Below are 15,747 nucleotides of genomic sequence, written 5' to 3'. Positions count from 1 at the left end.
CTCGGGGACGAGTCGGTCGAGCGGAAGGGGAGGGCGCAAGGGATGAGTTCCGGCGCACCTGCTCATAACGCTTCGGTGCACAACAACGGGCGCGATGCCACGGACCCAACGGCCGCAAGGCACCATGGACCGATGCGCGACGACGAGGCGGCGAACGCCGCAGGGGCGATCGGTGCACTCGTCCATCGCGCCGTGGACGGGGACGAGCAGGCCACGCACGATCTGCTCGCGCATGTCCACCCGCTGGCGCTGCGCTACTGCCGCACCAGGCTGTCCCGCCTCCCGGGCGACGCCCGGCACTTCGTCGAGGACCTCGCGCAGGAGGTCTGTGTGGCCGTCCTCCTCGCCCTGCCCCGCTACAAGGACACCGGCCGCCCCTTCGAGGCGTTCGTCTTCGCCATCGCCGCGCACAAGGTCGCCGACCTCCAGCGGGCGGCGATGCGACACCCGGGTTCCACGGTGGTCCCTTCGGACGAGATGCCCGAGCGCCCCGACGACTCCCTCGGCCCGGAGGAGCGCGCGCTGCTCAGCAGCGACGCCGAGTGGGCCAAGAAGCTCCTGGCCAACCTGCCCGAGAACCAGCGCGAGCTGCTGCTGCTGAGGATCGCCGTGGGCTTGACTGCCGAGGAGACGGGACAGATGTTGGGAATGTCACCCGGAGCGGTGAGGGTGGCCCAGCACAGGGCGCTGAGCAGGCTGCGCGCACTGGCCGAGCAGTAGCGCTCCCTTGATGCGCCCCCGGATGAACATGCCTCACTCCGGTTCCGTACGAACATACGAAGCCGAGGGTCGGCCGTAACCGTGGAATTTGCGCCCCATGCTTCCCGTTAGCATGGACATCCGCACCGATCAAGGCCATTTGGGGAAGGTGTCATGACTGCCAACGTCGACGGAGTGCCCGAGAAATTCGCGACGCTCGGGCTGACCTACGACGACGTGCTGCTGCTGCCGGGCGCATCCGAGGTGCTCCCCAACGCGGTCGACACCTCGTCCCGCATCTCGCGCAACGTCCGGGTGAACATTCCCCTGCTCTCGGCGGCGATGGACAAGGTCACCGAGTCCCGCATGGCGATCGCCATGGCCCGTCAGGGCGGCGTCGGCGTGCTGCACCGCAACCTCTCGGTCGAGGACCAGGTCAACCAGGTCGACCTGGTCAAGCGCTCCGAGTCCGGCATGGTCACCGACCCGATCACGGTGAACCCGGACGCCACGCTGGCCGAGGCCGACGCGCTGTGCGCCAAGTTCCGCATCAGCGGTGTGCCGGTCACCGACGGCGACAAGAAGCTGCTCGGCATCGTCACCAACCGCGACATGGCCTTCGAGAGCGACCGTTCCCGCCGGGTGCGCGAGGTCATGACCCCGATGCCGCTGGTCACCGGGCACGTCGGGATCTCCGGCGTCGAGGCCATGGAGCTGCTGCGCCGCCACAAGATCGAGAAGCTTCCCCTGGTCGACGAGGCGGGCGTCCTCAAGGGCCTCATCACGGTCAAGGACTTCGTCAAGGCCGAGCAGTACCCCAACGCCGCCAAGGACGCGGAGGGCCGGCTGATCGTCGGCGCCGCCGTCGGCGCGAGCCCCGAGGCCCTGGAGCGGGCCCAGGCGCTCGCCGAGGCCGGTGTGGACTTCCTGGTCGTCGACACCTCGCACGGCCACAACAGCAACGCCCTCAGCTGGATGTCGAAGATCAAGTCCAGCGTCGGCGTCGACGTGATCGGCGGCAACGTCGCCACGCGTGACGGTGCCCAGGCGCTGATCGACGCCGGTGTCGACGGCATCAAGGTGGGCGTGGGCCCCGGCTCGATCTGCACCACCCGGGTCGTCGCCGGCATCGGCGTCCCGCAGGTCACCGCGATCTACGAGGCGTCCCTCGCGGCCCGTCCGGCCGGTGTCCCGCTGATCGGCGACGGCGGCCTCCAGTACTCCGGCGACATCGGCAAGGCGCTCGCCGCCGGCGCCGACACCGTGATGCTGGGCAGCCTCCTCGCCGGCTGCGAGGAGTCCCCGGGCGAGCTCCAGTTCATCAACGGCAAGCAGTTCAAGTCGTACCGCGGCATGGGCTCGCTGGGCGCCATGCAGTCCCGCGGCCAGGGGCGGTCGTACTCGAAGGACCGCTACTTCCAGGCCGAGGTCGCCTCCGACGACAAGCTCGTGCCCGAGGGCATCGAGGGCCAGGTGCCCTACCGCGGCCCGCTGGCCAACGTGCTGCACCAGCTCGTCGGCGGTCTGCGTCAGACCATGGGCTATGTCGGCGCCGCCACCATCGGGGAGATGGAGACCAAGGGCCGCTTCGTGCGGATCACCTCCGCCGGTCTCAAGGAGTCCCACCCGCACGACATCCAGATGACGGTCGAGGCGCCGAACTACAGCCGTAGCAAGTAGTCACCAGGCAGCTTCACGGGCGGCCCCGGAACCTCCGGGGCCGCCCTTGCCGTACCCGTCGGCGATACTGGAAGACGCTGAACGCATCAGGGAAAGGCCACAGACGTGACTGAGATCGAGATCGGGCGCGGCAAGCGCGGCCGCCGGGCGTACGCCTTCGACGACATCGCCGTCGTCCCCAGCCGCCGTACGCGGGACCCGAAGGAGGTCTCGATCGCCTGGCAGATCGACGCCTACCGCTTCGAGCTGCCCTTCCTGGCCGCCCCCATGGACTCGGTCGTCTCCCCGGCCACCGCGATCCGCATCGGCGAGCTCGGCGGCCTGGGTGTCCTGAACCTGGAAGGACTCTGGACCCGCTACGAGGACCCGCAGCCGCTGCTCGACGAGATCGCCGAGCTGCCCACGGAGGCCGCCACGCGCCGCCTCCAGGAGATCTACGCCGCTCCCATCAAGGAGGAGCTGATCGGGCAGCGCATCAAGGAGGTGCGCGACTCCGGCGTGGTCACGGCTGCCGCGCTCTCCCCGCAGCGCACGGCCCAGTTCTCCAAGGCGGTCGTCGACGCGGGCGTGGACATCTTCGTCATCCGCGGCACCACGGTCTCGGCGGAGCACGTCTCCGGTTCGCACGAGCCGCTGAACCTGAAGCAGTTCATCTACGAGCTCGACGTCCCGGTGATCGTCGGCGGCTGCGCGACGTACACCGCGGCCCTGCACCTGATGCGCACCGGTGCGGCGGGCGTCCTGGTCGGCTTCGGTGGCGGCGCCGCGCACACCACACGCAACGTGCTCGGCATCCGCGTCCCGATGGCCACCGCGGTCGCGGACGTGGCGGCGGCCCGCCGGGACTACATGGACGAGTCCGGCGGCCGGTACGTGCACGTGATCGCGGACGGCGGCGTCGGCTGGTCCGGCGACCTGCCCAAGGCCATCGCCTGCGGCGCGGACGCGGTCATGATGGGCTCCCCGCTGGCCCGTGCCACGGATGCGCCGGGCAGGGGCAACCACTGGGGCATGGAGGCCGTGAACGAGGAGCTGCCGCGCGGCAAGAAGGTCCGCCTGGGCACGGTCGGCACCATCGAGGAGGTGCTGACGGGCCCGTCGCACACTCCGGACGGCTCGATGAACTTCTTCGGTGCGCTGCGGCGGGCGATGGCCACGACCGGGTACAGCGAGCTGAAGGAGTTCCAGCGGGTCGAGGTGACGGTGGCGGACTCGCAGCACATGCGGTAGCCGTTACGTCGGCTCAGGGCCGGTTGCTCCCGAGTGGGGTGACCGGCCCTTTTGTGTGCCCAAGTGGGGCTTGGCGGGGGCGTGTTGTGGGGGAGGGGGCGCGTGGTTGCGTTTGGGGCGAATGCGGGCTGAACGGGTGAAGGGGGGCGGTAGTGTCGGTGATCGGCGACCCGGCTCTCGGGCGCCCCCTTCCAAGGACATGGTCCGGACCCCGCCCTCGGGGCCCGGCCCGAAATCCAATGAACCGTTCACCGGGTTACTGGGCGGCGTCATGGAAGGGGGCGCCCAATGGGTCGTCACCGCAAGCCCACCCGCTGGGATCGCACTTGGCTTCGGCTGGTGAAATTCCGGAGGAGGTGCATCTTGTGGTACTACGGACGGTGAGCGGCCGCCCCCATGTGAGCTAGGGGCGGACACCCGTAATCCGTTCGGAGCCCGTCGCAGTAGCCCCTGCGGTGGGCTCCACCTGCTCCATACGGTATCGGCGCAGAGTGCCCTACGCCACCGACCTCTGAGGCTCACGCACCCCACGCGCCCCCCATCACAATCGATGCGCCGCCCCCGTAGGCGCCGCCCCCCGCGTATCCAGCAAGAGCTGCGCCTTAACCGAGAGCCCCTGCAAGTCATACGTCCGATGCTGCTGAAGCAGAATCGTCAGATCCGCCTCCGCGACAGCCTCGTACAGTGCGTCAGCGCGGGGTACCGGCCGGTCCAGGATGCTCCAGGACGCGACGTAGGGGTCGTGGTAGCTGATGCAGGCGCCCAGCTCCAGCAGGCGGGTCGCGACCTCCTGGGCGGGGGTGGACTGCTGGTCGGCGAGGTCGGGCTTGTAGGTGACGCCGAGCAGGAGGATGCGGGCCGCGCGTACGGACTTGCCGTGCTCGTTGAGCAGGGTGGCGGCGCGCTGGACGACGTAGCGGGGCATCTGGCTGTTGACCTGCTCGGCCAGTTCGACCATGCGCAGGGTGCGGCCGGCGGGGCCGGTGAGGTCCTGCGGGACGGCGTGGCCGCCGACGCCGGGGCCGGGGCGGAAGGCCTGGAAGCCGAACGGCTTGGTCTCCGCGCAGCGGATGACGTCCCACAGGTCGACGCCCAAGTCGTGGCAGAGGACGGCCATTTCGTTGACGAGGGCGATGTTGACGTGCCGGAAGTTGGTCTCCAGCACCTGCACGGTCTCCGCCTCGCGCGGGCCACGCGCGCGTACGACCTTGTCGGTGAGGCGGCCGTAGAAGGCGGCCGCGGACTCGGTGCACGCGGGCGTGAGGCCGCCGATCACCTTGGGGGTGTTGGCGGGCGTGAAGTCGCGGTTGCCGGGATCGACCCGGCTGGGCGAGTAGGCCAGGTGGAAGTCGCGGCCGGCGCGCAGACCCGAGCCCTCTTCGAGGAGGGGACGCAGGACGTTCTCGGTGGTGCCCGGGGGGACGGGCGACTCCAGGATCACGGTGGTGTGCGGGCGCATGCGCGCGGCCAGGGTGCGGGCGGCCGTCTCCAGCTGGCTCAGGTCCAGCCCGCCGTCCGCGCCACGCGGGGTGGGCGGGCAGATCACGGCGGTGCGTACGCGGCCGAGCTCGGCGGGGTTGGTGGCGTGCCGGAAGCCCCCCGAGAGCATCCGGCGCAGTTCGGCGGGACTGAGCGAGCCGGCCTCGGGCCCGGTGCGGTAGCCGAGAGTGGGGATGCCGGCGGCGACGGCGGCCTTGGCCAGGGGCAGGCCGTACGGGCCGAGTCCGATGACGGCGAGATCTGCGGGCATGGCGTGGGCCGTCCTTCCCAATAACCGAAGCGGGGCAGGTGCGCAACCCCTGTGGACAGGACGAGGGAGCGCAATGTCAGACTAGGAGTAAATATGACCGATTTGCTGCATTGAATGATCGCGTTTCCGGGAGTGTTGTCCACAGGCTGAGGGCGCGTGGTGGCTGAAGTCCGGCAACCCGGTCAGAATCTTGGGCATGGGGGGTACGAAGCGGGCTTCGCCCGACGGGTGCGGCCTACGCGACCGATGAGCGGGAGGCAGCGGTGAGGACAGCGACACTGGGGCCGGAGGAGCGCGCCGAGTCACTGGCGGCCATGGCCGAGCGCGAGCTGGACATACTGGTCGTGGGCGGCGGCATCGTGGGCGCGGGCACCGCACTCGACGCGGTGACGCGCGGCCTGTCCACCGGCCTCGTCGAGGCCCGCGACTGGGCGTCGGGCACCTCCAGCAGATCCAGCAAGCTCATCCACGGCGGTCTGCGCTATCTGGAGATGCTCGACTTCGTACTCGTGCGGGAAGCCCTCAAGGAACGAGGGCTGCTGCTGGAGCGGCTCGCACCGCATCTGGTGAAGCCGGTGCCGTTCCTGTACCCGCTTCAGCACAAGGGCTGGGAGCGCCTGTACGCCGGTGCGGGCGTCGCCCTCTACGACGCGATGTCGATGGCCCGCGGCCATGGCCGGGGCCTGCCCCTGCACCGGCACCTGACCCGACGTCACGCTCTGCGCGTCGCGCCCGCCCTGAGGAAGGACGCGCTGGTCGGCGCGCTCCAGTACTACGACGCGCAGATGGACGACGCGCGCTATGTGGCCACCCTCGTGCGCACGGCGGCGGCCTACGGCGCGAGGGTCGCCAACCGCGCGCGGGTGACCTCGTTCCTGCGCGAGGGCGAGCGGGTCGTGGGGGCCCGGGTGCAGGACGTCGAGGGAGGCGGGGAGTACGAGATCCGCGCCAAGCAGATCGTCAACGCGACCGGTGTGTGGACCGACGACACCCAGTCGATGGTGGGCGAGCGCGGTCAGTTCCATGTGCGCGCATCCAAGGGCATCCACCTGGTCGTGCCCAAGGACCGCATCCACTCCACGACGGGGCTGATCCTGCGCACCGAGAAGTCCGTCCTGTTCGTCATCCCCTGGGGCCGGCACTGGATCGTCGGTACCACCGACACCGACTGGGACCTCGACAAGGCCCACCCGGCCGCGTCCAGCGCGGACATCGACTACGTGCTGGAGCACGTGAACTCGGTGCTCGCGGTGCCGCTCAGCCGGGACGACGTGGAGGGCGTGTTCGCGGGCCTGCGGCCGCTGCTCGCCGGCGAGTCGGACGCCACCAGCAAACTCTCGCGCGAGCACACCGTGGCGCACCCCGTGCCCGGACTCGTCGTCGTGGCCGGCGGCAAGTACACGACGTACCGGGTGATGGCCAAGGACGCCGTGGACGCGGCCGTGCACGGGCTCGACATGCGGGTCGCCGAGTGCGTGACGGAGGACATCCCGCTGCTGGGCGCGGAGGGTTACCGCGCGCTGTGGAACGCGCGGGCTCGGGTCGCGGCGCGCACCGGCATTCACGTGGTCCGCGTCGAGCACCTGTTGAACCGGTACGGGGCACTCGCGGAGGAGCTGCTCGACCTCATCGCCGCGGACCCCTCGCTGGGCCGGCCCCTTCAGTCCGCCGACGACTATCTGCGCGCCGAGATCGTGTACGCCGCCTCGCACGAGGGCGCACGCCATCTGGACGACGCGTTGACGCGGCGCACCCGCATCTCCATCGAGACGTTCGACCGGGGCCAGCGGTGCGCGCGCGAGGCGGCCGAGCTGATGGCGCCGGTGCTGGGCTGGGACAAGGGCCACATCGAGCGGGAGATCGAGCACTACCAGAAGCGGGTGGAGGCCGAGCGGGAGTCGCAGCGGCAGCCGGACGACCTGACGGCGGACGCGGCGCGGTTGGGGGCGCCGGACATCGTGCCGCTGTAGCTTCGCCGCGCCTCGGCTGGGTGGAGCTGGGCCCGGAGGTGGTGGTCACCAACGGGCCCGATGGTCACCGATGGGCTCGATGGTCGCCGATGGGCCCGATGGTCACCGATGGGCTCGATGGTCGCCGATGGGCCCGATGGTCACCGATGGGCTCGATGGCCGCCAGTGGGCTCGATGGTCACCGATGAGCCCGATGGTCACCGATGGGCCCGACCAGGGAGAACGTCACCCGAATGGGTGAGCGGGGTCGGGATCTCTGCCCGCACCTCGCCCGTTCTACCTGGTGCGAGGGCAGAACTCGGCGGCGAGCAGCCGGGGTTCCAGACCGGGATCTGCGATCGCCATCGTGTTCACCCGGAAGGTCAGGACGCGACGACCGCCGACGGTGGCCGCGGAGCGCACGTAGCTGCCGGAGATGCGCCCGTTGTGCCCCCAGACGACGGTGCCGCAGCGCAGTTTCACGGGGAAGAGCCCCATGCCGTACGAGCCGTGTGCGGCACGGGTGTCGAGCATCTCGCGCAGCCAGTGCGGGGGCAGCAGACGGCCGCCGAGCAGCGCGCCGTAGAAGCGGTCGAGGTCGGCGAGCGTGGTCACCAGCTCGCCGGCGGCGCCGGCCACCCGAGGATCGAGTTTGGTGACATCGGTCCCGTCGGCGGCGTAGGCGCGGCCGTGCGGGTCGGGAAGAGAGGTGCGGGAGCCGGGGAAGGAGGTGCCCGTCAGACGCAGCGGGGCGATGACGCGCCGCTCGGCCTCGGCGGCGTACGAGCGGCCGGTGACCTGCTCGATCACCAGGCCGAGCAGGACGTAGTTGGTGTTGGAGTAGGAGAACGCGCCGGGGGCGGCAGGAGGGTGGGTGAGGGCCACACGGACGGCCTGAAGCGGAGTGAGCGGGAGGGTGCCGTCGGTCGCGGTGGTGAAGTCGTACAGGCCGCTGGTGTGGGTCAGCAGGGAACGAAGGGTCAGCGCGCGCCCGTCGTTGCCCGCCCCGCGCACCAGGCCCGGCAGGTGCCGCTCCACCGTGTCGGACAGCGACAGCCGTCGCTCGGCGGCCAGTTGCAGCACGACCGTCGCGATGAACGTCTTCGTCATGCTGCCCGCGCGGAAATGGTCGGTGCGGGCGATGCCGTGGCCGGCGCGGACGTAGCGGAGGCCGCTGTCCTGCTGGGCCAACAGGGCCGCGGCGGGGGCCTTGCCCCGGGTGACGAGCCGTGCGAGGAGGGCGTCCGTCGCCGGGGGCCCGGACGTCGACGAGGAGGTGAGGACCGAGGAGACGGTGGGGGACATGCCGAGGAGCGCCGGCGCGGGCACGACGACGAGGGTCAGGAGCACCAGGACGACGGGTGCGGTCCGCAGCAGCGATGTCGCCGGTCGGGCCATGCCGGTTCCTCCTCTCGTCCCGGCCCATCATGCCGGGCCGCGGAACAGGCGGTTCATCGGGTCTTCGGCCCATCGGGACCGGCAGGTTCGGGCCATGCGGCCGGATCGCGACGCGAGGGGCACCCTGGGCGCTGGGCACTTGTCGGGTGAGAGACAATGGAGGCTCTGTCAGGGCGGGTTGTATGAGGGGACGCATGTCGGAGGCGGAGCGGGCGGGGACATCTCGTCAGGACACTCGTCAGGACGACCGTGAGCGTCTCCTCGCGGGGCGGTACCGGCTGGGCGCGGTCCTCGGCCGAGGCGGCATGGGCACGGTGTGGCGTGCCGTGGACGAGACGCTGGGGCGGACCGTCGCCGTCAAGGAGCTGAGGTTCCCGTCGAACATCGACGAGGAGGAGAAGCGGCGGCTCATCACGCGAACCCTGCGTGAGGCCAAGGCGATCGCGCGGATCCGCAACAACAGCGCGGTGACGGTGTTCGACGTGGTCGACGAGGACGACCGGCCGTGGATCGTGATGGAGCTCGTCGAGGGCAAGTCGCTCGCCGAGGTCATCCGGGAGGACGGCCTGCTGGAGCCCAAGCGGGCGGCCGAGGTGGGCCTGGCCGTGCTCGACGTGCTGCGGTCCGCGCACCGTGAGGGCATCCTGCACCGGGACGTGAAGCCGTCGAACGTCCTGCTGGAGTCCGACACCGACCGGGTCGTGCTCACCGACTTCGGTATCGCCCAGGTCGAGGGCGATCCGTCCATCACCTCGACCGGCATGCTGGTCGGCGCGCCCTCCTACATCTCCCCGGAGCGGGCCCGCGGGCACAAGCCGGGCCCCGCGGCCGACCTGTGGTCGCTGGGCGGGCTGCTGTACGCGTCGGTGGAGGGTGTGCCGCCGTACGACAAGGGCTCCGCCATCGCCACCCTCACGGCGGTGATGACCGAGCCCCTGGAGGAGCCGAAGAACGCGGGGCCGCTGAAGGACGTCATCTACGGGCTGCTCACCAAGGACCCGGAGAAGCGGCTCGACGACGCCGGTGCCCGGGCGATGCTCAACGCCGTCCTCCACGCGCCCGCGCGCAAGCCCGATCCGGAGCCGGTGGATGCGACGAAGGTCGTGCCGCTGCCGCCGCAGCCCGGGGAGAAGCGGCGTTCCGGTGTCGGGTCCGGGGCCAAGCGGGGCGAGGAGGCCGGGGAGCGGTTGCGCGGGGCGCTGCGGTCCGTGCGGAAGGCCGCCGGCGGGAGTGCCGGCGCGGCCGGGGCGGCCGGCAGTCGGACCAAGTCCGTGAGCGAGAAGGACGGTTCCGAGGCCGGCGGCGCGGCTCAGAAGCCGACCGCGCTCGCGGCCGGAGCCGGCAGCGCCGAGCGGGACTCCGGTGCCGGAGGCGCTGGTGCGACCACCGGTTCCGCGGCGGGTGCCGCTGGCAAGGCCGGTGCCGGTGAGCGGGATACGACGAGCGGGAACGGGCAGGGCGCGGGGCGCAGTTCGGGCTGGCCCGTGATGCCGCCGCCGGATCTGCCGACGCGGCCCACGCCTCGGGCGCCGCTGACCGATGTGGTGCCGAAGCGGACGCTGGTGATCATCGCGGTGGTCGTGGCGCTGGCCGTGATCGGCGTGGTGCTGGCCGTCCTGCTCAGCGGCGGCGATGACTCGACGGGGTCGTCGAGCGGCGGCGGGGCCAAGTCGTCCGCCGAGGCGAGCGCGAGCGGCGACACCAAGAAGGACGAGAGCGGCGGTACTCGTACGGACGGCTCCGCGACGGACGGCTCCGGCTCGGGGTCCGGCTCCGGCGCGGAGACCGGGAAGACGCCGAGCGCCGAGGCGGGCGCGACCGGCGGAAGCGGTGCGGAGGCCGGCTCCGGCGGTGACAGCGGAGCCGCTTCGACCCACAAGGGCAGCCAGGGGTACTCGATCGGGCTGCCCGAGGGGTGGAAGTTCCAGTCCACGGGGTCGGCGGGGGACCGGTTCACCGGCCCCGACGGGCAGAAGCTGCTCATCGCCTGGACGTCCACGCCGAAGGACGACCCGGTCGCGGACTGGAAGAACCAGGAGCAGTACATGCAGCGCTCCCAGTACGACCGGATCCGTATAGAGGAGGTGGACTATCGGGGCTGGAACACCGCCGACTGGGAGTTCACCTACTCCGACGGCGGTACCGGGTACCGGACGATCGACCGTGGGTTCGTGGTGGACGACAGCCAGGGGTACGCGCTGATGTACACGGCGAAGGCCGCCGGTTGGGACAGCGACCTCCGCAAGGACACCTGGAAGACACTGACCGATTCGTTCCAGCCGAAGTCGTGAAGTGAGCCGCCGCGGGTTTCGGCGCGTGACGGCGGGGTTTGAGCCGTGAGATACGGCAACCCCTCTTTGTGGGTTGCCTCCGGCACGTATCGTGAAAGCTTGCGGACCGTGCGCATCCAGTCGTGCGTCCGGAACGCGACGCAAGGCGAACGGAATTGACCAACCGGGCGGCCGGGGGAGGCAACGTGGACGACTATGCGGGTCGGGTGCTGGCCGACCGCTACCGCCTGCCGCTGCCGCCCTCCGACGAGTACGAACTCACCGAGTCCCGGGCCTTCGACACCTACAGCGGTCAGGAAGTCCTGGTCCGGCAGGTGCCGTTGCCGGAGGTCGTCGAGGCGGAGGTGCTCGACGCCGAGGGGCTGCCCGACGGCTTCACCGCGCGTAACTCCAGGGAGCGCGGGGCCTCGGCCCGTTCGAGTACGCGCCGGCCCAGTGACCCCGCCGTACGGCGAGCGGTCGAGGCGGCGCAGGCCGCGGCGCGGATTCCCGACCATCCACGGCTGGACCAGGTCTTCGACGTGTTCGCCGAGGGCGGCTCGTTGTGGATAGTGAGCGAGTTGGTGGCCTCGCGTCCGCTGGCCGCACTGCTCGCCGAGCAGCCGTTGACGCCCTATCGGGCGGCCGAGGTCGCCTCCGACGTCCTCATGGCGTTGCGGGTGCTGCACGCGCATGGGTGGGTCCACCGGAACATCACCGCTCGCACGGTGCTCGTCTGCGACGACGGCCGGGTCATGCTGACCGGGCTCGCGGTCGGGGCCGCCGAAGAGGCGCTGTGCGGGTACGACCCCGTCCCGGCCGAGGACGGTGACGAAGGCGGCGGCGGGGCGGCGGCGTTCGGCGCGGGTCCCCCGGCCCCCGGCGGTGGCGTCGGTGGCGATCCCGAGGCCGCGCGGCGGGCCGCGATCGAGGCGCGGGCGGCCGGTGGGCTGCCGGTGCCCGCGGGTGACGCGGCGGCGTCGGCGGCGGCAGCGGACCGGGCCATGGAGGCCGGCGGGGACATCAGGGCGGCACGGGCGGGAGCCATCGCCGCGTATCGGGCCGGTGCCCGTGCCGCGGCGCGCGTACAGGACAGCGGGCAGAGCGGCCGTGTCGCGCTGCCCGGTGCCCGCTCACCCGAAAACGGCCCCGTGCCCCAGGCCAACGGCGCCACGCACCAGCCGTACGCCCCGGGTGAGGGCGCCACGACGCCGCCGGGGCAGATCGCCGACCCGTACGGGGTGCGGCCCGCGCCCTGGCACGGTGCCGCGCCTCGCAGCGGGGTCGGTGGCACACCCGTGGACGAGGGCCACGACCGCGCGGCGCTGCCCCCGGCCGGCTTCGGCTCCCCTGACCCGGGCATGCCAGCCCTCGGACGTGGGGCACCCCCGGCGGCCGGTACCCCCGCTCCGGGCGCCAACGGTCTCGCCGGGCGCGGTGTCCCCGCCCCCGGCGCAGGAGGTTTCCCCCCGCCCGACGCCACCGCTTCCCCGGCCGGCAACGCCAAGGCCGCCCCAACCCGTTGGAACGACCTCGTCACCAGCGCCCCCGCCCGCCGAGGCCCCACCACCGCGCTCGCCGCGGAGCGGGCCCGGCACGCCAGGATGGCCGTCGTCGGCCCCGTCACCGAGCGGTGGGCGCCGGAGCAGGCCGGTCCCGTGCACGAGAACTGGCAGCTCGCCGCGCCGATCGGACCCGCCACCGACCTCTGGGCGCTGGGAGCGCTGCTCTACCGGGCCGTGCAGGGACACGCGCCGTACCCGGAGGAGTCCACGGCCGAGCTGGTGCAGATGGTGTGCGCGGAGCCGCCGGCGTTCGCGGAGGAGTGCGGGCCGCTGAGGCCGGTCGTGGAGTCGTTGCTGCGTCAGGACCCCACCGAGCGACTCGACTTCGAGGAGCTCAGGGGCTGGCTGCGCTCGCTCGTCCGGTCCGCGCCCGAGCCGGAGGCCGGCGCGCATGTCGTCGCCGCCCCGCCCGTCGACCCGAACCGGCTGCCGATCGTCCGGCGGCGGGGCGAGCTGGTGCGCCGGCGCCGGGCCGGGCTGCCCGCGCATCACGGGCGGCACAAGCGGGCCAAGCAGGAGGCGCGTTCGCCGAGGCGGCTCGGCCGTACGCTGCTGCTGCTCGTGCTCCTCGGGATGGCCACGGCGATCGCGTACGCGCTGTTGTTCATGCCGAAGGCCGACCAGGGCGACGGTGCCACGGCCGACGCCGATCGCACCGGCGCTGCGGGGCAGGCCGATCAGGCGGATCCCGAGGGGTCGGCCGAGGCGAGCAGTGAACCGCGGCCCGACCAGACCTCCCCGGAGTCCGGCAACGGCCCCACGGAGTCGGCCGGTTCCACCGAGACACAGACCAACGGCCCAGAGGTTCCCGACGGTTTCACCGTGCGCAAGGACGAGGCCGGCTTCCAGGTCGCGGTGGCCAACGGATGGAACCGCACCCCGGAGAACGGGCGCGGACAGGTCGTGTACTCGCACGGTGACTTCGACCTCGTCCTCGTGGCGGGCCGGGACACCGCCGAGCAGTACGGCGACGACCCGATGGTCTACCAGCGGGAGCACGAGCGGGAGTTGCAGCCGTACCGGGACTCCAGCTGGGCCTCCTCCGGTGGGCTGAAGACCATTCAGGTCGGTGAGCGGGTCATGGCCGAGGGGCAGTTCACCTGGACCGACGACCAGGGCCGCGACCTGTTCGTACGGAATCTCGCGATCCTGGTCGACGGGCGGTACCACGTGGTGCAGCTGCGCGGTCCGGACGCCGAGCGGGACGAGGTGACGCGGTTGTTCGAGCAGGCGTCGGCTACTTATCAGGTCACCGGATGACGCCGCGCGCGGACGCAGGGTGATGGTTGCTTGCGTACGGCGAAAGCGACAACCATCACAGTGCGGTCGACTTGGCGCCCCCGTGGTTCCGGTCACGTCCGCCGGTCCCTAACCTGACCCTGTCAAGAACATTGCGGGGCAACGTGAATCAGATGCAGGGCCAGCTCGTTTCGGGCCGCTACCGGCTCGCCGACGCGATCGGCAGCGGCGGTATGGGCCGGGTCTGGCGTGCGCACGATGAGGTGCTCCATCGAGCGGTCGCCATCAAGGAACTGACCGCCGCTCTCTATGTCTCCGAGAGCGACCAGGAACGGCTGCTCGCACGCACCCGCGCCGAGGCCCGTGCCGCCGCGCGCATCAACCACTCCGCCGTCGTCACCGTGCACGACGTGCTGGAGCACGACGGCCGGCCGTGGATCGTGATGGAGCTGGTCGAGGGCTACTCGCTGGCCGACGCGGTCAAGGAGCGCGGACGCATCGAGCCGGCCGAGGCCGCCCGGGTCGGCCTGTGGGTGTTGCGGGCGCTGCGCGCCGCGCACTCCGCCGGGGTGCTGCACCGGGACGTCAAGCCCGGCAACGTACTGATCTCCGCCGACGACGGCCGCGTCCTGCTGACCGACTTCGGCATCGCCCAGATCGAGGGCGACAGCACCATCACCCGCACCGGAGAGGTCGTCGGCTCGGTCGACTACCTGGCCCCCGAGCGGGTCCGCGGCCATGACCCCGGCCCCGCCTCCGACCTCTGGGCCCTCGGCGCGACGCTGTACACGGCCGTGGAGGGCCGCTCGCCCTTCCGCCGCACCTCACCGCTGAGCACCATGCAGGCGGTCGTCGACGAGGAACCCACCGCGCCGCAGCAGGCCGGCCCGCTCGCGCCGGTCATCACCGCCCTGCTGCGCAAGGATCCGGCCACCCGGCCCGGCGCGGCCGAGGCCGAGCAGATGCTGGCCGAGGCGGCGGAGGGACGCAGGCCGAGCGCGGCCCAGGTGTACGTGCCGACGCAGCACACCCGATACGAGCCGGAGCCGTACACCCGGCCCTCGCACGCCGGGGCGCCCACGCCGACGGGAGCGAACACGGCGGTCACCGGCACGCCGTACCCCCCGACGCACGGGCCGACGACGATCGGGCGGCCGTACGACACGGCGGGCACCGGCGGCACGCCCGCCCAGCCGTCCCGCAAGCGCCGCCGGCTGCGCACGATCGCCCTTGTCATCGCCCTTGCCGCGATCATCGGCGGGGGCACCGCGGTCGTCCTTCAGAAGTGGGGCCCGCAGGGCGGCGGCGGCAGCGCCTCCACCACGACCACGACCCCGCCCGACCCCACCGACGACGCGTCGCCGCGCCCGGAAGGCGGCGTGCCGGCGTCCTGGGTCCGCTACGACGACCCGCTCGGCTTCAGCCTCTATCTGCCCGAGGGCTGGCAGCGGGAAGTGGTCGGCAAGGAATACGAGGGTCTCCAGCAGGTCGACTACACGCCCGACGGCGGCGAGCACTTCCTCCGGATCGCCGTCGACACCTCACCCGACTTCGCGAACGCCTACGACCACTTCAGCGACCTGGAGGACCAGCTGGGCCAGCGGCTGGTCGACTACCAGACGGTGTCCCTGAAGCAGAACCTCTACCGCGACCGCGATGGCTCCCTGTGGGAGTACACCTGGACCGCGCAGGCCAAGGACACCCCCTTCCCGGGGCCGCGCCGCGCCATCGACCAGGGGTACGTCGACCGGGACGGCACGGAGTACGCGATCTACATGTCCACGCCGGTGGCGGACTGGACGGCCACGCGCCGGCAGTTCACCTCGGTCCTCAAGGGCTGGCGGGCGAGCGCCTCCTGAGCTTGCTCACGGGCGAACGGCCGCCCGCGGTTTCCGACCACCAGGCGGCATTTGAAGTCGTTTGCTCCTTTGCATAGTTGGCCGATCGGCGCCCCGGAGTCGGTCCGT

9 protein-coding genes are annotated in these 15,747 nt (G+C 71.8%); 7 read left to right on the top strand and 2 right to left on the bottom strand.

All coding sequences use genetic code 11. From position 1 onward, the window contains the following. Nucleotides 1-132 precede the first annotated feature (132 nt). From ACIQWG_RS25575 to ACIQWG_RS25565, 3 genes are all read left to right on the top strand, one after another. A complete protein-coding gene (locus tag ACIQWG_RS25575; RefSeq protein ID WP_404099915.1) occupies nucleotides 133-720 on the top strand; it encodes a sigma-70 family RNA polymerase sigma factor in 588 nt (195 codons plus the stop codon). A 153-nt stretch (nucleotides 721-873) separates the two neighbouring features. Further along, on the top strand, nucleotides 874-2,379 hold the full coding sequence (gene guaB, locus ACIQWG_RS25570) for an IMP dehydrogenase (RefSeq protein WP_404099913.1): 1,506 nt from the start codon (nucleotides 874-876) through the stop codon (nucleotides 2,377-2,379). Between the two features lie 105 nt (nucleotides 2,380-2,484). After that, on the top strand, nucleotides 2,485-3,609 hold the full coding sequence (locus ACIQWG_RS25565; RefSeq protein ID WP_404099911.1) for a GuaB3 family IMP dehydrogenase-related protein: 1,125 nt from the start codon (nucleotides 2,485-2,487) through the stop codon (nucleotides 3,607-3,609). Between the two features lie 541 nt (nucleotides 3,610-4,150). Here the strand turns inward: ACIQWG_RS25565 and ACIQWG_RS25560 are convergent. After that, nucleotides 4,151-5,359 carry a nucleotide sugar dehydrogenase gene (locus ACIQWG_RS25560; RefSeq protein WP_404099909.1) on the bottom strand — a complete coding sequence of 403 codons (1,209 nt, stop codon included), beginning with the start codon at nucleotides 5,357-5,359 and terminating at the stop codon, nucleotides 4,151-4,153. Nucleotides 5,360-5,622: 263 nt separating this feature from the next. Here ACIQWG_RS25560 and ACIQWG_RS25555 point away from each other — a divergent pair, with 263 nt between their 5' ends. Next, a complete protein-coding gene (locus ACIQWG_RS25555) occupies nucleotides 5,623-7,329 on the top strand; it encodes a glycerol-3-phosphate dehydrogenase/oxidase (protein ID WP_404099907.1) in 1,707 nt (568 codons plus the stop codon). Nucleotides 7,330-7,605: 276 nt separating this feature from the next. On the opposite strand, the gene ACIQWG_RS25550 is transcribed toward ACIQWG_RS25555, so the two are convergent. Continuing rightward, nucleotides 7,606-8,613 (bottom strand): serine hydrolase domain-containing protein, encoded by a 1,008-nt coding sequence (locus ACIQWG_RS25550; protein WP_404100364.1) that lies wholly within the window; start codon nucleotides 8,611-8,613, stop codon nucleotides 7,606-7,608. A gap of 287 nt (nucleotides 8,614-8,900) precedes the next feature. Here ACIQWG_RS25550 and ACIQWG_RS25545 point away from each other — a divergent pair, with 287 nt between their 5' ends. From ACIQWG_RS25545 to ACIQWG_RS25535, 3 genes are all read left to right on the top strand, one after another. Beyond that, nucleotides 8,901-10,997, top strand: coding sequence for a serine/threonine-protein kinase (locus ACIQWG_RS25545; protein WP_404099905.1), 2,097 nt, complete (start codon nucleotides 8,901-8,903; stop codon nucleotides 10,995-10,997). A gap of 185 nt (nucleotides 10,998-11,182) precedes the next feature. After that, entirely contained in the window at nucleotides 11,183-13,801 is a 2,619-nt protein-coding gene (locus ACIQWG_RS25540; RefSeq protein WP_404099903.1) for a protein kinase, read from the top strand. A 152-nt stretch (nucleotides 13,802-13,953) separates the two neighbouring features. Continuing rightward, complete coding sequence (locus ACIQWG_RS25535; protein ID WP_404099901.1) at nucleotides 13,954-15,639, top strand: serine/threonine-protein kinase; 1,686 nt, start codon at nucleotides 13,954-13,956, stop codon at nucleotides 15,637-15,639. Nucleotides 15,640-15,747 lie beyond the last annotated feature (108 nt).

The sequence above is a fragment of the Streptomyces sp. NPDC098781 genome (genome assembly GCF_044759995.1).
Taxonomy (GTDB): Bacteria; Actinomycetota; Actinomycetes; order Streptomycetales; family Streptomycetaceae; genus Streptomyces.
The sequence above is the reverse complement of the archived record's forward strand: the minus strand, read 5'-3'. Positions and strand labels throughout refer to the sequence as shown.